Here is a 20,649-nt window from a genome sequence, read left to right on the forward strand (position 1 = left end):
GAACCCGGTTCCGCTTGAGTCGGCGAGCTGCTCGCGGGCTACTCGATAAATGGCCCAGATGCTTAATCGAGATCAAAGAAAAGGTTAACGCGCGGCTGCAATATTCCCCTGGCAACGATCTCAGCATGATGGGCAAACGGCGCCGCTTCCTGCTGAATCAAGCAGTGACCCCGTCTGCGGCAACAGTGTGCATCCGTGCCACATGCGCCGCTGAACAGGGGCCGGGAGGAACCTATGACTGCCGACGCTCCACACGTGATCTGGTTCGAGGCCCTTGGGCGCAGCGACGTGTCGCGCGTCGGCGGCAAGAATGCCTCTCTCGGCGAGATGGTGAGCCATCTCGGTGCGGAGGGCGTCAGCGTGCCGCCCGGCTTTGCGACCACGGCCGACGCCTATTGGCGCTTCGTCGAGGCGAACCGGCTCAAGGACACGATCGAAGGGGCCCTGGACGACTTCAAGGCAGGCAAGGCGTCGCTCCAGGAGGCCGGCCAGGACATCCGGCGTGCCTTCCTGCGCGGCGACTGGCCGGACGCGACTGCCCAGCAGATCTGCCACGCCTATCGGCAGCTCTCCAGTCGGTCCGGCGCCGCCGACACGGACGTGGCAGTCCGTTCGAGCGCGACGGCCGAGGACCTGCCGGACGCGAGCTTCGCCGGCCAGCAGGAGAGCTTCCTCAATGTTCGCGGTGAAGCGGCACTGCTCGATGCCTGCCGGCGCTGCTACGCCTCGCTGTTCACCGACCGGGCGATCAGCTACCGCGAGGCCAAAGGTTTCGAGCACCTCAAGGTGGCGCTGTCGGTCGGCGTACAGAAGATGGTGCGCTCGGATCTCGGCGGTGCCGGGGTCATGTTCTCGATCGATACGGAGACCGGTTTCGACAAGGTCGTGGTCCTGGATGCCGCCTGGGGGCTGGGAGAAAATGTCGTGCAAGGGACGGTCGACCCGGACGAGTATCTGGTGTTCAAGCCGCTCCTCGGCGATACCGCACTCACGCCGATCATCGAAAAAAAGCTCGGCGGCAAGACGCTCAAAATGCTCTATGCGACCGGCGCCGAGCACGCCACGCGCAACGTGCCCACCTCGAAGGCGGAACGCGCGTCCTTCGTGCTGGGCGATCAGGAGATCCTCCAGCTCGCGCGCTGGGCATGCACAATCGAAGCGCATTACGGCATGCCGATGGACATGGAGTGGGCCAAGGATGGCAACTCAGGTCAGCTTTATATCGTCCAGGCACGGCCCGAGACAGTGCAGTCGCGCAAGGAGGCGGGGGCCCTCAAGTCGTACCGCATCAAGAGTAAGGGGGCCAAGCTCGTCGAAGGTCTGAGCATCGGCGACGCCGTCGTCACAGGGAAGGTCTGCTTTATCCGCAGCGCCCAGGAGATTGAGCGGTTCGTGGACGGCGCCATTCTCGTCACCGAGACCACGGACCCCGACTGGGTGCCGATCATGAAACGGGCGGCCGCGATCGTCACCGATCACGGCGGGCGCACCTCGCATGCGGCGATCGTCAGCCGCGAACTCGGACTGCCGGCAATCGTCGGCACCGGCAATGCGACCGAGATCCTCCATGACGATCAAGAGGTGACGGTCTCCTGCGCCGAGGGCGATGAGGGCTTCGTCTACGCGGGTATCGGCGAGTTCGAGGTCAAGCCCCTCTCGCTCGACGACATCCCCGCCACCCGCACCGCGGTCATGCTCAACCTGGCCAACCCGGCAGCCGCGTTCCGCTGGTGGCGGCTACCGGCCGACGGGGTCGGCCTGGCCCGGATGGAGTTCGTGGTGAGCAACCACATCAAGGTTCACCCGATGGCGCTGGTGCGCTTCGACACCCTGCGGGACGAGGAGGCCAAGCGCCGGATCGCCGAGTTGACGCGCGGCTACGCCGATAAAACCGAATACTTCGTCGACCGCCTCGCATTCGGGCTGGCACGGATCGCCGCCGCCCATCACCCGAAGCCGGTGATCGTGCGCATGAGCGACTTCAAGACCAACGAGTATGCCAATTTGATCGGCGGCGCCGAGTTCGAGCCCAAGGAGGAGAACCCGATGCTCGGGTTCCGCGGCGCCTCGCGCTACTACTCGCCACGCTACCGTGAGGGCTTCGCCCTGGAGTGCCGGGCCATTCGGCGCCTGCGCGAGGCGATGGGCTTCAGCAACGTCGTGGTGATGATCCCCTTCTGCCGCTCGACCAAGGAAGCCGACCGGGTGCTCGAGGTCATGGCGCAGAATGGTCTCAGGCGCGGGGAGAACGGGCTCGAGGTCTACGTCATGTGCGAGATTCCCTCCAACGTGGTGCTGGCCAAGGCGTTCGCCGAGCGCTTCGACGGCTTCTCCATCGGCTCCAATGACCTGACCCAGCTCACGCTCGGCGTCGACCGCGATTCGGTCGAGCTCGCCGAGCTGTTCGATGAGCAAGATGAGGCGGTCGAGTGGATGATCCGCACCGTGATCGCGGCCGCGCACCGCTCCGGTGCCAAGGTCGGGCTGTGCGGCCAGGCGCCCAGCGATCACCCGGCCTTCGCCGAATTGCTCGTCGCCTGCGGCATCGACTCGATGTCCGTGAGCCCCGACAGCTTCATAGCCGTCAAGCGCCACGTCGCGGCGGCTGAAGCGCAGCGCCACGACGCCCAGGCTGCCGCGCCGCAGGCGCCAACGTCGTGAAGAAGTCGGCCCGACCATCACCAGGGCGGCGCGCGACGATTGCCGTCGCGCAGCGGGATCGGCCGGCTGCCAAGTCGCCATCCGCGCGGGCGGCGGGGCAGCAGTGCGTGCCTTGCGCCGATGGGGGCGTGCGCGTGGAGGATTTCGCCGCCGCCATCTTCGACCTCGATGGGGTCGTCACGCGGACCGCCCGGGTGCACGCCGCAAGCTGGAAGCGCCTCTTCGACGAGTACCTGCGTCAGCGCGCCGCGAAAACGGGGGAGCCATTGCGCCTGTTCGATATCGAACGCGACTACCGGCGTTATGTCGACGGCAAGCCGCGCTACGACGGCGTCGAGAGCTTCCTGCAGGCCCGCGGCATAACCCTGCCGAAAGGCGAGCCGTCCGACCCGCCCGACCGCGAGACGGTCTGTGGGCTCGGCAATCGGAAGAACCAGTATTTCCACGAGAGCCTGCATCAGGATGGGGTCGAGGTCTTCGACAGCGCCGTTGCGCTCATTCGGCGGCTGCGCAATCGGCGCATCGGCACGGCGCTGGTATCGTCGAGCCGCAATGCGCGCGCGGTGCTCGAGGTCGCCGGCCTGGAGGAACTGTTCGACATCTGCCTCGACGGCAACGACATCGCGCGCCTCGGCCTGAAGGGCAAGCCGGCGCCGGACCTGTTCGTCAAGGCCGCCGAGCTGCTCGGCGTCGATCCGCAGCGCGCCATCGTCTTTGAAGACGCGGTCAGCGGCGTGCAGGCGGGACGCGCCGGCGGCTTTGGCCTGGTGGTCGGCATCAGTCGCGCAGACCAGGCGGCCGAGCTCAAGGCGAAGGGGGCGGACATCGTGGTCGCTGATCTCGCCGATCTGCACCTCAGTATTCTTCCAGAGGCCGTCTTGCGCGCCGTGGCCGTGGTTCCGCGGGCGCTCGAACAGTATGCGCAGATCGAGCGCGAGCTGAGCGCCAGGCGGGCGGCGGTGTTCCTCGACTATGACGGGACGCTGACACCGATCGTCGAACGGCCGGATCTGGCGGTTCTATCCGAGGATATGCGGGCGACCGTCAAGGCACTTGCCGGCCTTTGCCGCGTGGCCATCATCTCTGGGCGTGACCGTGCCGACGTCAAGCGGCTCGTCGGTCTCGAAGAACTGGTCTATGCAGGTAGCCACGGCTTCGACATCGCCGGGCCTGACGGTCTCGAGCTCCAGCACGAGCAAGGCGAGGCGTTCGCGGCAGTCGTTGATCGCGCTGCCGAGCGCTTGCGCGAAGCGGTCGCGCCGATCCAAGGGGCGCTTGTCGAGCCGAAGCGCTTCGCGGTTGCCGTTCATTACCGACAAGTTGCCGAGGCCGAGGTGCCGATGGTCGAGGCCGCCGTCGACCAGTTGCTCGCCGAAACGCCCGATCTGCGCAAGACACTCGGCAAGAAGGTCTTCGAGCTCCGCCCTCGCTTCGACTGGGACAAGGGCAAGGCCGTGTCCTGGCTGCTGGAGGCGCTCGGGCTGCATGGCCCCGACGTGCTGCCCTTCTACCTTGGCGACGACACGACCGACGAGGACGCCTTCGTGGCGCTGGCCGAGCGCGGCATCGGCATCCTGGTGGGGTGTTCGGCGCGTGAGACCGCCGCCCGCTACGTGCTGGACCGGCCTGCCGACGTCCAGCGCTTTCTGCGCAAACTCGTCGGCACGCTGGAGGACAGGCGCCATGGTGGATAGCGGCTGGAAACTCGCCTATGAAGGATTCGAGCCCGCGCAGGAGGGACTCCGTGAGGCGCTTTGCACCCTGGGCAACGGCTACTTCGCGACGCGCGGCGCAGCGGGAGAGGTCGAGGCGGACGACGTCCACTACCCCGGCACCTATCTTGCCGGCGGCTACAATCGGCTGCAGACCGATATCGCCGGGCGAGTCATCGAGAACGAAGATCTCGTCAACCTGCCAAACTGGCTGCCGCTGACCTTCCGCCCCGAGGACGGCGACTGGTTCAACCTCCGGCGCATCGAGATCCTCGCCTATAGCCTGGAGCTCGATCTCGAGCGCGGCCTGCTCGAGCGACGCATGCGGGTCCGCGATGCCCAAGGCCGGGAAACATCGCTTGTGAGTCGCAGGCTCGTGCACATGGGGCTACCCCACCTCGCGGCGACAGAAGTCACCCTGTGTCCGGAAAACTGGTCGGGCAGGATCGTGGTGCGAACCGCGCTCGACGGGCGAGTCATCAATGCCGGGGTCGAGCGTTATCGGCAACTCAACAACAAGCACCTGACTGCGCTGGAAAGCCGCACGTTGGGCGAAGACGCGATCCTGCTCGTCGTCGAGACAAACCAGTCGCGGCTGCGCATCGCCGAGGCGGCACGTACCCGTATTGTGCAAGGCGGCGAGCCGCTCGCAGCCACGCGCGCGGTACTCGAAGAGGAGGGGTTCGTCGCGCAGGATATTACGTTCGCCGCGACGAAGGGGCAGGCGGTCACGCTTGAGAAGGTGGTCGCGCTCTTCACCTCGAGGGACCGCGCGATCTCCGAGCCTCTTGACGCGGCGGCCAGAGCAATCAGCGAGGCGGGATCTTTCGATGATCTCCTCGGCTCCCATGTCCGAGCGTGGCGGGCGTTGTGGGATCGGTGCGACGTGGTCATCGAAGGCCACGCGCGCACGCAGATGATCCTGCGGCTGCATATCTTTCATCTTCTGCAGACGGCTTCGCCCCATACGGTCGACTGCGACACCGGAATTCCTGCCCGCGGCCTGCATGGCGAGGCCTACCGTGGTCACATCTTCTGGGACGAACTGTTCATCTTCCCGTTCCTGAACTTCCGCCTTCCCGAGATCACCAGGGCGCTGCTGCTCTATCGCTACCGACGCCTCCCGGAGGCGCGGCGGCTCGCGCGGGAGGTGGCCTGCCGCGGCGCGATGTACCCCTGGCAGAGTGGCTCCAGCGGGCGCGAGGAGAGCCAGGTGCTGCATCTCAATCCCCGTTCGGGTCGCTGGACGCCGGACAGTACGCACCTGCAGCGGCATGTGAGCGCCGCCGTTGGCTACAACGTATGGCGCTACTGGCAAACGACTGGCGACCGGGAGTTCCTGTCCTTCTATGGCGCCGAAATGCTCGTGGAGATTGCCCGCTTCTGGGCAAGCATCGCGTCCTACAACGAGGAGCTTGGCCGCTATGAAATCCGCGGAGTCATGGGCCCCGACGAGTTCCACGACCGCTACCCGTGGCGGGAAGAGCCTGGCCTCGACAACAACGGCTATACCAACCTCATGGCGGCCTGGGTGCTGCTTCGCGCGGTAGAAACCCTCGACCACCTTGGGGGCGAGCGCCGTCATGAACTCGAAGTCCTGCTGGGCCTGCAGGTAGAAGAGATCGCCCATTGGCAGAATGTCAGCCGCAGGATGCGGGTCGACTTTTTGGACGACGGCATCATCGCCCAGTTCGAAGGTTACGACCGCCTGGAGGAGCTGGACTGGGACGCCTACCGCGAGAAGTACGGCGATATCCACCGGCTCGATCGCATCCTCGAGGCCGAAGGCGATACGGTCAACCGGTACAAGGTGTCCAAGCAGGCCGATGTATTGATGCTCTTCTATCTCTTCTCCTTCGAGGAACTGCGCGAGCTGATGAGCGAGCTCGGCTATCCCCTAGAGGCGGATACCGTTCGCAAGACGATTGACTATTACGTGCCACGGACCTCCGATGGCTCTACGCTGAGCCGCGTCGTTCATTCCTGGGTGGAGGCCCGCAGTAACCGGCCCCGGTCGTGGTCGCTGCTTGCCGAGGCTCTGGAGAGCGACATTGCCGACATCCAGGGCGGCACGACCCCCGAAGGCATACACCTTGGGGCCATGGCGGGCACCATCGACCTCATCCAGCGGGGTCAGACCGCACTCGAGTTCCGCGATGACACGATCTGGATCAGCCCGTGCCTGCCGACGGAACTGCAAGGGCTTCACCTCAAGCTGCTTTATCGCGGCTATTGGCTTTACCTGGACATCGGCTGCGACAAACTGACTGTTTCCGCGCCGCATGGGTGGGCCGGGCCGGCACGCATCGGCGTGCGCAATCAGGTGCGTCCGTTCAAGGCAGGCGACGTCCTGGAGTTTGGCTGTCACCTCGCCGAAGGCGGCTGGCGCCCGGCGCCACGGGCACCCATGCAGGCCCCGGCCGGTTCAGCAGCTGCGGATGTCATGCCTGCGCGGCACAATCCGGGAGAAGCCGCGCCCTGACGGTCGTCGTGCTCGCCGCAAAGTCGCTCCGTTATGCCTTCGCCGGCTCCAGCAAGAGCAGCTTGCCGACGCCGATGACGAGGAACGCTGCAGGTGTGCCCACCAATCACGGCGCGGCTGGCGTCAAACCGAGCGTCTCGTCCTACAGCAGCCGTGAGCCGGCAGCCCCTGAGACTCGTCGGATCCCTCATCCTCGCGCATGGCGTAGCGCCTGCGGCGAGTGACAGCCCAGCAGCCTGTCGGACTTAACACTGTCCTACTGCGGAAAAGCCGGACTTGGTCATTTTCTGCGCTATTTTTCGTTAAATAGAGCGACTATTCGCCTCAAAAGAGCGCAGAAACTGCCTCAAACCGGACTTTCCCTCACTACGGACGGTCAATTCCGACAGGCTGCGAGGGTCTGGCCGCCAGGCGGACGCGCAAAGGGTCGGTCGCCTTAGCGCGTGGCCATCCAGATCAGCAAACCGGCCTGAAACATGCAAAACGCCACCAGGCAGGCAATGGTGAAGCGCAAGCTGCTGTCTTCGCGACGGAACAGTTCGAGGCGCGATTCCAGCTTGCGCAGCTTGACCTCCTGTTCGCGCAGGCTCTGGTCGGCTTTTTGCAACATGGCCGCAGCATCGAGCAGGTCAACCATCTGCACCTTTTCGCTAGGCCAATCGCTGTGCAGGCTGCTGACCCGCTCTGCGCTGTAACGGGCGTTGAGTTGCAGGGGATCGAGGTATTCGATGACGAAGCCCTGGGCTTGCAGGCAGTGGTCGCGGCGCAGTCGGGCCGCTTCGCTGAGGACGTCCTTGGCCGGCAGGGCCGCGCCTTCTACCAGGTAATGTGCGCAGTGTTGCTGGGCCCAGGCGATGCCCTGGGCCAGCAGGAAACGCCCCAGGCCTCGATTGGCCGGCTCTACCAGCAGGCCTTTTTCCGGGCCGAGGCGCATTTCCTTGGTGCGGTGGTCGATCCATACTTCCAGCAGATTCAGTTCCTTGCGCACTCGCATGCCAGGCAGGTGCAGGGTCAGGCGCAGCAGGCTCAGGCCCTTGGCATGCCGTTCCACCCGGCCCAGTTGCACGAAGCGCAAAGGCCGCGCGCCGGTGTTACGGTCGACCGGCAGAGGCGCCAGACGCAACAGGCGAAAGTGCTCAGGTGCGAGATCCGCCCAGGGATGGACTTTCTCAACCACGGCTTGGGCGCTGGCCTCAGGCACAGCTTGTGGGGCATTGGCGTCGGTCATCGTGGCAGTCCTGTGCGCGATACCAGCAGCGGGTATCGGGCTGGCCCAGCCTTTATCGGCCGTTTTGCCCGGCGCTGGAGGCTGGCGTTTTGCCAGTATCGTTGATGAAGCCGACGACTCGCTCGGTCAGCAATCGTGCCAGGGGCAGGCCCGGGTTGTCATAGGACGCCAGTTGCGCCTTGACGTCCAGCGGGACGATGCGCAGGACGTGGTTCATGCCCTCGATTATCAGCAGTTGCGCATCCGTCTTGGCGGCGTGCAAGGCCTCGGCATCGGCAACGCCGACCTGGATGTCGTGACTGCCCTGGACGATCAGTGCGGGGATCCGAAGGCGGGCAAAAGCCGCGCTGGGGTCATAGCGAAACAGTGATATCAGGTAGGGCTGCACGCTGGGACGAAACAGCACTTGCAACTCATCGGGCACTGCATCGGTCGGTTGGCCGGCCAGCAGCGAGTCAAGCAATCGCTGGCTGTGCGTGAGCAGTTTCGGCGGCAGGCGATAGTGCAGTTGTTCGCGCAGTACCTGGTCGATGGGGCGTGCGCTGCCGGCAATCGAGATCAGCGCATCGGCAGCGGCAGCGGGGGCTGCCAGGCTGGCGATCAAGGCACCTTCGCTGTGGCCGATCAGGATCAGGCGACTGAAGTGCTCATCGGCCTTGAGCAGGTGAGCCCAGGCAACCACGTCGGCGACATACTGCTCAACAGTCAAGTCGCGCTCGTCCGGGGTGGCTGCCCGGCTGGCGGCGATTCCGCGCTTGTCGTAGCGCACACTGGCGATGCCATGCTTGGCCAGTGCCTGGGCCAGGCGCTTGAGGCTGTCGTTGTGCCCGCCATCGGGGTTGTTGCCATCGCGGTCGGTCGGCCCAGAGCCGGCGACCAGCAGGGCGACAGGTACCGGCTGGTCGCTTAGCGGTCGTAATAGAGTGCCATGCAGGGTGCCCTGGTCGGTTGCCAGGCGAATCGGTCGTTGTTCGAGGGTATGGGGCGCAGCCTGGGTCAGGCCGGCAAGCAAGGTCAGGGTCAAGAGGAGAACTCGCAGCATGGGTAGGCACTAATGGCAATGGAGATGGATTGGACGTCAGCCCCGACATAAGGTTCTAGCGGCCTGCCGGGCTTAACGCTGTCTGGCTGCGCAGATGCCACTGTTTTAGCTTGAAGGGCGCATTTTGCCTGCATTTTCTCGCCAAATGGCCCGCTATTCGCCTCGAACCTGCGATCAGGCGGCCTCAGTCCGGGCTTTTCCTCACCCGGAAGGGGCAAGTCCGACAGGCTTCTGGGGTGAACTGGGCTGGCGCCGCGGGTATACTCGCGACCTTTATCGAGTAGGGGTTGGGCGTGCGCGGGTAAGCGTTGCGCCGGGCCCGGTGCTGATTCCCGCGGAGTACCCTGCAAATGTCCGGCAATACCTACGGCAAGTTGTTCACCGTCACCAGTGCTGGCGAAAGCCATGGCCCGGCGCTGGTCGCCATCGTCGATGGTTGCCCTCCGGGCCTGGAATTGTCGCTGGAGGACATGCAGCGCGACCTCGACCGGCGCAAGCCGGGCACCAGCCGCCACACCACCCAGCGTCAGGAAGACGATGTGGTGGAAATCCTCGCCGGGGTGTTCGAGGGTAAGACCACCGGCTGCGCTATTGGTCTGCTGATTCGTAATACCGATCAGAAGTCCAAGGACTACTCGGCGATCAAGGATGTCTTCCGCCCGGCCCACGCCGATTACACTTATCAGCACAAGTACGGGATCCGCGACTATCGTGGCGGCGGCCGCAGTTCGGCCCGCGAGACCGCCATGCGCGTGGCCGCCGGTGCCATTGCCAAGAAGTACCTGGCGACCCAGGGCATCGTCATTCGCGGCTACATGAGTCAGCTCGGTCCGATCGAGATACCGTTCAAGAGCTGGGACAGCGTCGAGCAGAATGCCTTCTTCAGCGCCGACCCGGACAAGGTGCCGGAGCTGGAGGCCTATATGGACCAGTTGCGCCGCGACCAGGATTCGGTCGGGGCGAGGATCACCGTGGTTGCCGAAGGGGTGATGCCGGGCCTGGGCGAGCCGATCTTCGATCGCCTCGATGCCGAGCTGGCCCATGCGCTGATGAGCATCAACGCGGTCAAGGGCGTGGAAATCGGCGCGGGTTTCGCCAGCGTCGCCCAGCGCGGCACCGAGCACCGCGACGAGCTGACCCCGGAAGGCTTCTTGTCCAACAACGCCGGCGGCATTCTCGGCGGCATCTCCAGCGGCCAGCCGATCGTCGCCCACCTGGCGCTCAAGCCGACCTCGAGTATCACGACGCCGGGCCGCTCGATCGACGTCGATGGCAATGCGGTGGAGGTGATCACCAAGGGCCGTCACGACCCCTGCGTCGGCATCCGCGCCACGCCGATCGCCGAGGCGATGATGGCCATCGTGCTGATGGATCACCTGCTGCGCCATCGCGCGCAGAACGCCGATGTACGGGCGACCACACCGGTGCTGCCGCAGCTTTGAGCAGGGATAGGTTGGGCCGGGCCGCGCAGGCTGAGCGCAGCGCAGCCCAACTGCAGCAATTGCAGTTGTCGCCCTGCAACTCGCACTATCGGGCTTCGTCGCGGCGCTCCTCGAACCCATCGGCGGTGGCCAGGTCATGACTTCCGCATTGCCCTATTGGCGCCTGTCCGGTTTCTATTTCTTCTATTTCGCGTTGCTCGGCGCCACGGCGCCGTTTCTGGCGCTGTACTTCGATCACCTGGGCTTTTCCGCCGCCCGCATCGGCGAGCTGATCGCGATTCCCATGCTGATGCGTTGTATCGCGCCCAATATCTGGGGCTGGCTGGGTGACTACAGCGGCCAGCGCCTGGCGATCGTGCGCTTTGGCGCGTTCTGCACGCTGCTGTGCTTTGCCGGCATCTTCATCAGCCAGAGCTACGCCTGGCTGGCCCTGATCATGGGGCTGCACGCGTTCTTCTGGCATGCGGTGCTGCCGCAATTTGAAGTCATCACCTTCGCTCATCTCAAGGAGCAGGCGCCGCGCTACAGCAAGATTCGCCTGTGGGGCAGCATCGGCTTTATCGTCGCGGTGGTCGGTCTGGGCAAACTGTTCGAACTGCTCAGCCTGGATGCCTATCCCTGGGCGCTGATCCTGATCATGGCTGGCATCGTGCTGAGCAGTTGGTGGGTGCCCAACGCCGAGCCGTGCATGCGCCCCAATGCGCTGGGCGATGGCGGCTTTATCCAGCAGTTACGCCGCCCCGGCATCCTGGCGTTTTACCTCAGCGTGGGGCTGATGCAACTGAGCAACGGCCCGTACTACACCTTCCTGACCTTGCACCTGGAGTCGCTGGGCTATTCGCGCGGCCTGATCGGCCAACTCTGGGCTCTCGGGGTATTGGCGGAGATCGTGCTGTTCATGGTCATGGCCCAGCTGCTGGCACGTTATTCGTTGCGCAGCGTGCTGTTGGCCAGCTTTCTGATCACCGCCGTGCGCTGGTTGCTGCTGGGCAACCTGGCCGATCATCTGCTGATATTGTTGTTCGCCCAGTTGATGCATGCCGCGACTTTTGGCAGTTTTCATGCGGCGGCCATCCACTTCGTGCAGCGCAGTTTCGCCGATCGCCAGCAGGGCCAGGGGCAGGCCTTGTATGCTGCACTGACCGGGGTTGGCGGCGCCCTGGGCGCGCTCTATTCCGGTTATAGCTGGAACAGCATCGGCCCGGCCTGGACGTTCGCCATTGCCAGCCTGATCGCCCTGGTCGCGGCCATCACTGCCACGCGCATGCACGAGCCACGGCCATGAGCCGGTCGTGCAGGATGTCATTGGGTTTTGGCTCGCAGCGTGCCTTTACCCAGCCTACGGATAACCAACGAGAATTCTGACCATGAGCAGCCTGAGCGTCTATCACGAGTCTTCTGCCGATTTGCCGAACAAGGTACTGACCCACCTGGAAGATATCGCCAGCACCCTGGCTGCCGTCGGGGTGCATTTCGACCGCTGGCAGGCTTCGGCGCCGCTTGAACCTGGCTGCAGCCAGGAGCAGGTGATCGCCGCCTACCGTCCGCAGATCGAGCAACTGATGAGCGAGCGCGGCTATGTCGCGGTTGATGTGGTCAGCGTGAGCGATGACCACCCGGACAAAGCCGTGATGCGCGCCAAGTTTCTCGACGAGCATCGGCATGCCGAGGACGAAGTACGTTTTTTCGTGGTGGGCAGCGGGCTGTTCAGCCTGCATATCGATGATTACGTCTTCGCCGTGTTGTGCGAAAAGGGCGACCTGATCTCGGTGCCGGCCGGCATGCGGCACTGGTTCGACATGGGTGAGCATCCGCACTTCGTGATGATCCGCCTGTTCGGCAACGCTGACGGCTGGGTCGGCGAGTTCACCGGTGATGATATCGCCAGCCGTTTTCCGCGGCTGGATGACTGATTCGCCGCTTGATGGCTGCTACTGTTCCTCGCCGCAGGGCCTGGACAACATAACGCTTGCGGAACTCCGGGCATCGATGGCTATCCTAGATGGGCAACCCTTCACACAGGAGTGTCCTCATGGGTTCTACAATGAATGGCCTTGTCGGCCTGGTTATTCTGGTTCTAAGCATCTGGGCCATTATCAATATCGTCAAAAGCAACACCGAGGTCGGCAAGAAAGTGCTCTGGGTGTTGTTGATCCTGTTTCTGCCGGTGATCGGTCTGATCATCTGGGCGCTGATGGGGCCGCGTGGCAACGTCCGTTTCTAGACGTATGGCTCGCCAGATCGTTTGGGGGGTGTTGGCCTGGCGGGGTCCACCCGGCTCCAGCTAGGCCTGCGACTCCCTGGCCTTGCCGCTTGATGCTTCTGCTCAGGTGGGGACGCGCATTCGCGCGTCCCCACCGCCTGCCTCACAGGGCCAGGGTTGCCTGCTCCGGTAACTGCGCCCCTTCCAGCTGCAACAGCAACGCCTTGCGCGCCAGGCCACCGGCATAGCCGGTCAGGCTGCCGTCGCGACCGATTACCCGGTGGCAGGGAATGATTACCGCGATAGGGTTGGCGCCATTGGCCGCGCCGACCGCGCGCACCGCCTTGGGCCGGGCGATCTGTTCGGCCAGGGCGCTGTAACTGCTGGTCCGGCCGAAAGGAATGCCCTGTAACGCCTGCCAAACCGCCTGTTGAAAGGCCGTGCCGTGCGGCGCCAGGCGCAGTTCGAAGCGTTGCCGGCGACCGGCGAAGTAGTCGTCGAGTTGCCGGCACACCTCATCCAGTTCGTCGGCCGCGGTGTGCCAGTGCTCGGCGATCTGCCAGGGCTTGGCGTCTATCTCCACCAACAGTTGCTGCAACCCCGTTTCATCGCCGGCCAGCAGCAGGCGGCCGATGGGGCTGTGGTGGTAGCGGTAGTACATGGCTGTTCACCTCTGCGAATAGTCGTGCCACAGGTGGGCGGCGGCGTAGGCGCGCCACGGTCGCCAGGCTTCGGCGCGGGCCTTGAGTTGCCTGGCGTCGATGCCGTCAGCGCCCCACAGTGGCGCTTTCAGCAGACCCAGGTCGCTGGCGGGAAAGGCGTCGGCTGCACCGAAGGCGCGCAGGGCAATGTATTCGGCGGTCCAGGGACCGATGCCGGGCAGGGCGCAGAGCCGTTCGATCAGGCCTTCGCTGCCATGCCGCAGGTCCAGGTGCAACGCGCCGCTGGCGACCAGTCCGGCGAAGTGCTGCAGCGTCTGCACGCGCTTACCCGGCATGCCGATGCCATCCAGGTTGGCGCCGGCGATTGCCGCGGCGCTGGGGAACAGGCGATCGAGGCCGGTGCCGTCGCTCACCGGTAACGGCTCGCCCAGGCGGGTGACCAGGCGCCCGCTGATGGTCACCGCGGCTTTTACCGTGACCTGCTGGCCGACGATGGCCCGCACCGCCTGCTCGAAGGGGTCGAAGGCCGTCGGCAGGCGTAGCCCCGGATTGCGGGCGACCAGCGTGGCCAGATAGGGGTCCTGGGCGAAATGTCTGCCGATGCGCTGCGGTTCGGCATCCAGGTCGAACATGCGCCGCACCCGCTGCTGTAATTCAGGCAGACAGGGGATGGCCGAGGCGCTATAGCTCAAGGCCAGGGCGTCATGCCCGGGCTGCGGGCTTACGCTGAACCAGCCGCTGACGTTTGCCAGCCGGAAGCTGCGCCAATAACGCTCGCGGCTCAGCCGTTCGACGCCCGCCAGGGCGCGCAGGGCGAAGTGATCGTGGAACTGCTGCCAGTCCCAAGGGGCGTTGTAGGGCAGCAGCAGGGTTGCTTGCGAAGGGTTATTCATGCCTGGACGATAACCCCGGTGCGGAGCACTTGTCTGCGCCAAACTGACTTTCAAAGCGGGCTGTACTCGTTCGCGGTTGTCAGTCGAGTTTGTAGGGGGGAGTGGCCTGCCGATGGGCTTCTGTACGAGGCCGTTTTCCCCGGCAACCCAGAATTTCTCTCGATAACGCTGCGATTCGCCGCGCTGTGGCGCTAGACTTGCTGCGCGTTGCCCTTGTAGTGAGCGGCGCCGCCCCCATCTTTTGATTTCTTCTTTTTACAGGTGCGTGCAATTTTTATGAGTACTGCTCTGTCCATCCGGCAGTTGACCAAAACCTACGGCAATGGCTTCCAGGCTCTGCATGGCATCGATCTGGATGTCGCCGAAGGGGATTTCTTCGCCTTGCTCGGCCCCAATGGCGCCGGCAAATCCACCACCATCGGCATCCTCTCGACCCTGGTGACCAAGACCAGCGGCACGGTGAATGTGTTTGGCCATGACCTGGACAAGCAGCCGTCGGCGCTCAAGCGCTGTCTCGGCGTGGTGCCGCAGGAGTTCAATTTCAACCAGTTCGAGAAGGTCTTCGACATCGTCGTGACCCAGGCGGGTTATTACGGGATTCCCGCGCGCATCGCCAAGGAGCGTGCCGAGCAGTACCTCAACCAGTTGGGGCTGTGGGACAAGCGCAATGTGCCCTCGCGCGAACTGTCCGGCGGGATGAAACGCCGTTTGATGATCGCGCGCGCCCTGGTTCACCAGCCACGCTTGCTGATCCTCGATGAGCCGACCGCAGGCGTCGACATCGAATTGCGTCGCTCGATGTGGAGTTTTCTCACCGAGCTGAACCAGCAAGGCATCACCATCATCCTCACCACCCATTATCTGGAGGAGGCCGAGCAGTTGTGCCGCAACATCGGCATCATCGATCACGGCCGCATCGTCGAGAACACCAGCATGCGCGAATTGCTGAAGAAGCTGCATGTGGAGACCTTCTTGCTCGACTTGAAAGAATCGTTACTGGTGCCGCCGCATTTGATCGGTTATCCGGCGCAACTGCTCGACCATCACACCCTGGAAGTGCAAATCGACAAGAGTCAGGGCATTACCGAACTGTTCCGCCAACTGGCCCAGCAGCACATCGAGGTCCTCAGCTTGCGCAATAAGACCAATCGCCTGGAAGAGCTGTTCGTCTCCCTGGTCGAGAAGAACCTGGCGAAGGTAGCAGTATGAGCACGGCTTATGTGAATACCGAGTTCGCCGCCAACATGGTCGCGTTGCGTACCATCGTCTACCGCGAGATCCGCCGCTTCACCCGTATCTGGCCGCAGACCCTGCTGCCGCCGGCAATCACCATGGTTCTGTACTTCGTCATCTTCGGCAACCTGATCGGCCGGCAGATCGGCGACATGGGCGGCTTCACCTACATGGAATACATAGTGCCGGGACTGATCATGATGTCGGTGATCACCAACTCCTACGGCAACGTGGTGTCGAGCTTCTTCGGCAGCAAATTCCAGCGTTCAATCGAGGAGCTGATGGTCTCGCCGGTGTCGCCGCACATCATCCTCATCGGCTATGTGGCTGGCGGTGTGTTGCGCGGCCTGGCGGTAGGCTTGATCGTCACCCTGTTGTCGCTGTTCTTCACCCAGTTGCAGGTGCATCACCTCGGCGTGACCGTGCTGGTGGTGTTGCTGACCGCGACAATTTTCGCCATGGGCGGCTTCATCAACGCGGTATTTGCGCGCAACTTCGACGATATTTCGATCATTCCGACCTTTGTCCTGACCCCGCTGACCTACCTGGGCGGGGTGTTCTACTCGATCAGCCTGCTGCCGCCATTCTGGCAGACGGTGTCGCTGGTCAACCCGGTGCTGCACATGGTCAATGCGTTTCGCTACGGCATTCTTGGCGTGTCGGACATTCGCATCGGTGTCGCCATCGGTTTCATGCTGATAGCCACCGCAGTGCTCTATGGCGTGTGCATTCGCCTGCTGGTCAGCGGACGTGGCATGCGTCAGTAGCGATTATTTTTTGAAATAAATATCGGGAAACATCTCGAACGGCTGAAGCGCGCGGCGAGGCCGTTAGACTCAGCCGCTATGGCATTACTGGGGTTGTCTATGTCTGCCCGTCCGCGCTTTCTATTTGCAGCATCGCTGTTACTGCTCTCGGCCGTTTGGCCATTGGCGCATGCGGCTGAAGGCCCCTTGGTCGAAGTCGTGCCGGTGGAAAAAGCCCTGGTGCGCGACGAGCTGATCACCTTCGGCTCGCTGCGCTCCGATGAGTCGGTGATGATTCGTCCGGAAATCGAAGGGCGTCTGGCATCCTTGCATTTCCGCGAAGGCCAGGCCGTCGCTGCCGGAACCTTGCTGGTCAGCCTGGACGATGCCATTGCCCGAGCCGAGCGGGCCCAAGCGCAGGCCAATCTGTTTCTGGCGGAGAAAAACCATCAGCGTGCGCAGAGGTTGTTCCAGCGCGGCGCCAGCAATGCCCAAGCGCTGGATGAAGCCAATGCCCAGCAGCAGGTTGCCCGCGCCAGCCTGGCGTTGGCCCAGGCGCGCCTGGACAAAACCCGGATTCATGCACCGCACAGCGGGGTCCTGGGCCTGCGTCATGTCAGCCCGGGCGACTACCTGAGTGCCGGCCAGGATATCGTCAACCTGGAGGTGCTCGATCCGCTCAAGGTCGACTTCCGCATCCCGCAGAAGGCCGTCAGCCAGATTCGCCTGCAGCAGAGCATCGAGATCAGCCTCGACGCCTATCCGGGCGAGCGTTTCAGCGGCGAGATCTACGCCATCAACCCGCGCCTGGATGAAGCCGGGCGCAGCCAGGCGATTCGTGCCCATATCGACAATGCCGATGGGCGCCTGAATCCCGGCCAGTTCGTCAAGGTGTCGGTGATTCTCGCCGAACGCCCCGAGGCCCTGGTGATCCCCGAGGAAGCGGTGATGCCGGTCGGCGAGCTCCTGCTGGTCAACCTGGTGGTGGACGGCAAGGTCGAGCTGCGCGAGGTCAAGCTGGGCAAGCGTAGCGCCGGCACCGTCGAGGTGCGCGAAGGCCTGGTCGGTGATGAAACCGTGATCAGCGCCGGCTGGCAGAAGGTGCGCGCGGGCATGGCGGTGCGCACCAAGGTGGTGGAGCCTGTGCTATGACGCTGTCGGATATCTGCATCCGCCGGCCGGTGTTCGCCACCGTACTCTCGCTGATCGTGGTGCTGCTCGGCCTGATGGCCTATCAGCGCCTGAGCGTACGGGAGTACCCGAACATCGACGTGCCCATCGTCACGGTCAACGTCAGCTATCCCGGCGCCAGCCCGGAAATCATGGAGTCCCAGGTCGCCCAGCCGATCGAGGATGTGCTCTCGGGCATCGAGGGGCTGGATTTCGTCAGTTCCATCAGCCGTTCGGAGAACACCCAGATCACCGCACAGTTCCGCCTCGGCAGCAATTCCGATGAAGCGGCCAACGACGTGCGCGACCGGCTCGGCCGGGTGCGTGGGCTGCTGCCGGACGAGATCAACGAGCCCATCGTGCAGAAGGTCGAGGCCGATGCCCAGCCGGTGATCTGGCTGGCGTCCTACAGCGAACGCTACAGCGCCATGGAGATCACCGATGTGCTGGAACGGGTGATCAAGGACCGCCTGCAGACCATCCCCGGCGTCGCCGAGGTGCAGATCCGCGGCGGCCGCACCCTGGCCATGCGCATCTGGCTCGACCCGGAAAAACTCGCCGCGCACAACCTCACCGTGCAGGACGTCGAAGACGCCCTGCGCCGACAGAACGTGGAGATCCCCGCCGGGCGCATCGAGTCGCAAGAGCGCGAATTCACCGTGCTCTCGGAAACCGACCTGAATACCCCGCAGCAATTCAATGAGCTGATTCTCGATGACTCGAAGGGCTATCTGCTGCGCCTGGCCGATGTCGGCTATGCCGAGATAGGCCCGCAGAGCGAGCGAAGCATCGTGCGCTTCAAGGGCCGCCCGGCGGTGTCCATGGGGGTGATCAAGCAGGCCACGGCCAACCCGCTGGATATCTCCGACGGCCTGAGCGCGGCCCTGCCGGAGGTGCGTACCCTGCTGCCGGACGGCATGCACCTGGTGGTGGCCCATGACAGCTCGCTGTTCATTCGCGAGTCGATCGACAACGTCTTCATCACCATCTGGGAAGCGGTGGCGCTGGTCATCCTGATCATTTTCATTTTCCTGCGATCTCTACGCGCCACCCTCATTCCGCTGGTGACCATCCCGGTATCGCTGATTGGTGCCTTCGCCCTGATGAGCCTGATGGGCTTCACCATCAATACCCTGACGCTGCTGGCCATGGTCTTGGCGATAGGTCTGGTGGTGGACGACGCCATCGTCATGCTGGAGAACATCCACCGGCATATCGAAGAAGGCATGCTGCCCATGCAGGCGGCGCTCAAGGGCAGCCGCGAGATCGCCTTCGCGGTGATCGCCATGACCCTGACCCTGGCCGCGGTGTTCGCCCCCATCGGCTTTATGCAGGGCACCACCGGCAAACTGTTCACCGAGTTCGCCTGGACCCTGGCTGGCGCTGTGCTGGTCTCGGGGTTCGTTGCCCTGACCCTGACCCCGATGATGTGCGCGTTGCTGCTCAAACCGCATCAGGCGGGCGAGCGGCACAACCGCCTGTACAACTTGATCGAGGACTTTCTCCATAGCCTGACCCTTGGCTACAAACGCCTGCTGGCGGGCGCTCTGGCGGCCTGGTGGCTGGTGGTGGGGGTGCTGGTGCTGGCCCTGCTGGCCTGCCTGTTGCTGTTCTCCGGTTTGAAGGCCGAGCTGGCACCGACCGAAGACACCAGCACCATCATCGGCGTGTTCAACGGCCCGGACGGCGCCACCATCGACTACACCGGGCGTTATGCGCGCGAGATCGAGGCGGCTTACGCGAGCATCCCGGAAACCAATCGCTACATGGTGATCGCCGGTTTCCCCACCGTGGCCCAGGGGATTTCCTTCATGAAACTGGAGGACTGGGGCGAGCGTTCGCGCAGCCAGTTCGAGATCCGCAACGCATTACTGCCAAAATTCCAGGAGATCGCCGGGTTTCGGGCCTTTCCGGTCAATCGGCCGCCGCTCGGGCAGAGCGCGCGCAATCAGCCGGTCAACTTTGTGATCCGCTCGTCCCTGGAGTACGCCGAGCTGCAGGTCTATGTCGATGAGCTGTTGAACAGCCTGCGCGATTACCCCGGCCTGGAAAGCCTGGACAGCGATCTGAAGTTGAACGCACCACAGCTCAAGGTGGCGATCAATCGCGAGCAGGCGGTCGCAGTCGGCACCGATGTGGCGACCATCGGCCGCAGCCTGGAAAGCCTGTTCGGCAGCCGCCAGGTAACCCGCTTCAAGCAGAACGGCGAGCAGTACGACGTGCTGGTGCAATTGCAGGACGTTGATCGCAGCAACCCGCAGGATCTCGATCGCGTCTATGTGCGCGGGCGTGACGAGAGCATGGTGCAACTGTCCAACTTGATTGATGTGCGCGAGACAGTGGCGCCGCGCGAGCTCAATCACTTCAACCAGCTACGGGCGGTCACGGTGAGTGCCAACGTCGGTTCCGGCTATACCCTGGGCGAGGCCCTGGCTTTTCTGGAAAACACCGCCCGCGGGGTATTCCCACCTGACACCCAATACGACTACACCGGTACTTCGCGTGACTTCAAGGAGTCGCGCTCAGGTATCGCGCTGATCTTCGCCCTGGCCCTGGCCTTCATCTTCCTGGTGCTGGCGGCGCAGTTCGAGAGTTTCACCGATCCGCTGATCATCCTGTTTAGCGTACCGCTGTCGATGGCCGGCGCCTTGCTGGCGCTGACTCTGTTTGGCGGCACTTTGAATATCTACTCGCAGATTGGTCTGGTGACGCTGATCGGCTTGATTACCAAACACGGGATTCTCATCGTCGAGTTTGCCAACGTGCTGCTGCGTCAGGGGCAGGAACTGCGCAGTGCGGTCATCGCGGCCTCGGTACAGCGCCTGCGGCCGATTCTGATGACTACCGGGGCCATGGTCCTGGGTTCGTTGCCACTGGCCATCGCCACCGGGGCCGGTGCCGAAAGCCGTCAGCAGATCGGCTTGGTGATCGTCGGCGGTCTGCTGGTGGGCACCTTCTTCACCCTGTTTGTAATTCCAACGCTTTACATGCTGCTGCGCCGCTGACAGCCGATCGAACCGCAACAGGCGGAAATCGCTGCGGCGTAGGGTGGTCTCGACGTGCAGGTCTAGGCTAGGCGTGGGGTAGATGTAGGCTGGGTCGAGGGGCCGGTCGCTGCTGAAAGCAGCGAACAGCGACGGAGGATGGGGTGGGCGAGGCGATACCCATGCTGCCG

General features: G+C 63.8%; 15 protein-coding genes. 11 read left to right on the top strand and 4 right to left on the bottom strand.

Annotated elements, in window-relative coordinates:
- The first annotated feature begins 234 nt into the window (after window positions 1–234).
- Genes ppsA through LJY18_RS20955 form a run of 3 tightly spaced genes read left to right on the top strand, consistent with a single transcriptional unit; the run spans window position 235 to window position 6,855 of the window.
- Window positions 235–2,661 carry a phosphoenolpyruvate synthase gene (gene ppsA, locus LJY18_RS20945; RefSeq protein ID WP_238044098.1) on the top strand — a complete coding sequence of 809 codons (2,427 nt, stop codon included), beginning with the start codon at window positions 235–237 and terminating at the stop codon, window positions 2,659–2,661.
- The gene (gene otsB / locus LJY18_RS22600; protein WP_238044100.1) at window positions 2,658–4,355 is read left to right on the top strand and encodes a trehalose-phosphatase; all 1,698 of its coding nucleotides are present in this window, start codon (window positions 2,658–2,660) and stop codon (window positions 4,353–4,355) included. Before ppsA ends, otsB begins: the two co-directional genes overlap by 4 nt.
- Window positions 4,345–6,855 carry a glycoside hydrolase family 65 protein gene (locus tag LJY18_RS20955; protein ID WP_238044102.1) on the top strand — a complete coding sequence of 837 codons (2,511 nt, stop codon included), beginning with the start codon at window positions 4,345–4,347 and terminating at the stop codon, window positions 6,853–6,855. The genes otsB and LJY18_RS20955 overlap by 11 nt, the downstream gene beginning before the upstream one ends.
- 436 nt (window positions 6,856–7,291) lie before the next feature.
- Here the strand turns inward: LJY18_RS20955 and LJY18_RS20960 are convergent, their stop codons facing one another.
- Window positions 7,292–8,083, bottom strand: a complete 792-nt coding sequence (locus LJY18_RS20960) for a hypothetical protein (protein WP_238044105.1) — start codon at window positions 8,081–8,083, stop codon at window positions 7,292–7,294.
- 52 nt (window positions 8,084–8,135) lie between these two features.
- On the bottom strand, window positions 8,136–9,125 hold the full coding sequence (locus tag LJY18_RS20965; RefSeq protein ID WP_238044107.1) for an alpha/beta hydrolase: 990 nt from the start codon (window positions 9,123–9,125) through the stop codon (window positions 8,136–8,138).
- 350 nt (window positions 9,126–9,475) lie between these two features.
- Here LJY18_RS20965 and aroC point away from each other — a divergent pair, with 350 nt between their 5' ends.
- From aroC to LJY18_RS20985, 4 genes are all read left to right on the top strand, one after another.
- Window positions 9,476–10,567, top strand: coding sequence for a chorismate synthase (gene aroC, locus LJY18_RS20970; protein ID WP_238044109.1), 1,092 nt, complete (start codon window positions 9,476–9,478; stop codon window positions 10,565–10,567).
- A gap of 136 nt (window positions 10,568–10,703) precedes the next feature.
- Window positions 10,704–11,852, top strand: a complete 1,149-nt coding sequence (locus LJY18_RS20975; protein WP_238044111.1) for an MFS transporter — start codon at window positions 10,704–10,706, stop codon at window positions 11,850–11,852.
- Between the two features lie 82 nt (window positions 11,853–11,934).
- Window positions 11,935–12,480 carry a 1,2-dihydroxy-3-keto-5-methylthiopentene dioxygenase gene (locus LJY18_RS20980; protein WP_238044113.1) on the top strand — a complete coding sequence of 182 codons (546 nt, stop codon included), beginning with the start codon at window positions 11,935–11,937 and terminating at the stop codon, window positions 12,478–12,480.
- 119 nt (window positions 12,481–12,599) lie between these two features.
- The gene (locus LJY18_RS20985; RefSeq protein ID WP_238044115.1) at window positions 12,600–12,791 is read left to right on the top strand and encodes a PLDc N-terminal domain-containing protein; all 192 of its coding nucleotides are present in this window, start codon (window positions 12,600–12,602) and stop codon (window positions 12,789–12,791) included.
- 142 nt (window positions 12,792–12,933) lie between these two features.
- Here the strand turns inward: LJY18_RS20985 and LJY18_RS20990 are convergent, their stop codons facing one another.
- Both LJY18_RS20990 and LJY18_RS20995 read right to left on the bottom strand, forming a co-directional pair.
- Window positions 12,934–13,431: a methylated-DNA--[protein]-cysteine S-methyltransferase gene (locus tag LJY18_RS20990; protein WP_238044117.1), complete on the bottom strand. Its 498-nt coding sequence runs from the start codon at window positions 13,429–13,431 to the stop codon at window positions 12,934–12,936.
- Between the two features lie 6 nt (window positions 13,432–13,437).
- On the bottom strand, window positions 13,438–14,325 hold the full coding sequence (locus LJY18_RS20995; protein WP_238044119.1) for a DNA-3-methyladenine glycosylase family protein: 888 nt from the start codon (window positions 14,323–14,325) through the stop codon (window positions 13,438–13,440).
- A gap of 276 nt (window positions 14,326–14,601) precedes the next feature.
- Between LJY18_RS20995 and LJY18_RS21000 the strand changes: the two genes are divergently transcribed.
- The 4 genes from LJY18_RS21000 to LJY18_RS21015 all read left to right on the top strand — a co-directional run bounded on the left by LJY18_RS21000 (window position 14,602) and on the right by LJY18_RS21015 (window position 20,479).
- On the top strand, window positions 14,602–15,534 hold the full coding sequence (locus tag LJY18_RS21000) for an ABC transporter ATP-binding protein (RefSeq protein ID WP_238044121.1): 933 nt from the start codon (window positions 14,602–14,604) through the stop codon (window positions 15,532–15,534).
- Entirely contained in the window at window positions 15,531–16,325 is a 795-nt protein-coding gene (locus tag LJY18_RS21005; RefSeq protein WP_269137902.1) for an ABC transporter permease, read from the top strand. Before LJY18_RS21000 ends, LJY18_RS21005 begins: the two co-directional genes overlap by 4 nt.
- Before the next feature lie 99 nt (window positions 16,326–16,424).
- On the top strand, window positions 16,425–17,456 hold the full coding sequence (locus LJY18_RS21010) for an efflux RND transporter periplasmic adaptor subunit (RefSeq protein ID WP_238044123.1): 1,032 nt from the start codon (window positions 16,425–16,427) through the stop codon (window positions 17,454–17,456).
- Window positions 17,453–20,479 (top strand): efflux RND transporter permease subunit, encoded by a 3,027-nt coding sequence (locus LJY18_RS21015; RefSeq protein WP_238044125.1) that lies wholly within the window; start codon window positions 17,453–17,455, stop codon window positions 20,477–20,479. The genes LJY18_RS21010 and LJY18_RS21015 overlap by 4 nt, the downstream gene beginning before the upstream one ends.
- Window positions 20,480–20,649 lie beyond the last annotated feature (170 nt).

The sequence above is a fragment of the Pseudomonas sp. MMS21 TM103 genome (assembly GCF_022132145.1).
Lineage (GTDB): Bacteria > Pseudomonadota > Gammaproteobacteria > Pseudomonadales > Pseudomonadaceae > Aquipseudomonas.

Coding starts and splice junctions, on each gene's coding strand:
- ppsA (WP_238044098.1), top strand. CDS start 235: ATGACTGCCGACGCTCCACACGTGATCTGGTTCGAGGCCCTTGGGCGC.
- LJY18_RS20955 (WP_238044102.1), top strand. CDS start 4,345: ATGGTGGATAGCGGCTGGAAACTCGCCTATGAAGGATTCGAGCCCGCG.
- LJY18_RS20960 (WP_238044105.1), bottom strand. CDS start 8,083: ATGACCGACGCCAATGCCCCACAAGCTGTGCCTGAGGCCAGCGCCCAA.
- LJY18_RS20965 (WP_238044107.1), bottom strand. CDS start 9,125: ATGCTGCGAGTTCTCCTCTTGACCCTGACCTTGCTTGCCGGCCTGACC.
- aroC (WP_238044109.1), top strand. CDS start 9,476: ATGTCCGGCAATACCTACGGCAAGTTGTTCACCGTCACCAGTGCTGGC.
- LJY18_RS20975 (WP_238044111.1), top strand. CDS start 10,704: ATGACTTCCGCATTGCCCTATTGGCGCCTGTCCGGTTTCTATTTCTTC.
- LJY18_RS20980 (WP_238044113.1), top strand. CDS start 11,935: ATGAGCAGCCTGAGCGTCTATCACGAGTCTTCTGCCGATTTGCCGAAC.
- LJY18_RS20985 (WP_238044115.1), top strand. CDS start 12,600: ATGGGTTCTACAATGAATGGCCTTGTCGGCCTGGTTATTCTGGTTCTA.
- LJY18_RS20990 (WP_238044117.1), bottom strand. CDS start 13,431: ATGTACTACCGCTACCACCACAGCCCCATCGGCCGCCTGCTGCTGGCC.
- LJY18_RS20995 (WP_238044119.1), bottom strand. CDS start 14,325: ATGAATAACCCTTCGCAAGCAACCCTGCTGCTGCCCTACAACGCCCCT.
- LJY18_RS21000 (WP_238044121.1), top strand. CDS start 14,602: ATGAGTACTGCTCTGTCCATCCGGCAGTTGACCAAAACCTACGGCAAT.
- LJY18_RS21005 (WP_269137902.1), top strand. CDS start 15,531: ATGAGCACGGCTTATGTGAATACCGAGTTCGCCGCCAACATGGTCGCG.
- LJY18_RS21010 (WP_238044123.1), top strand. CDS start 16,425: ATGTCTGCCCGTCCGCGCTTTCTATTTGCAGCATCGCTGTTACTGCTC.
- LJY18_RS21015 (WP_238044125.1), top strand. CDS start 17,453: ATGACGCTGTCGGATATCTGCATCCGCCGGCCGGTGTTCGCCACCGTA.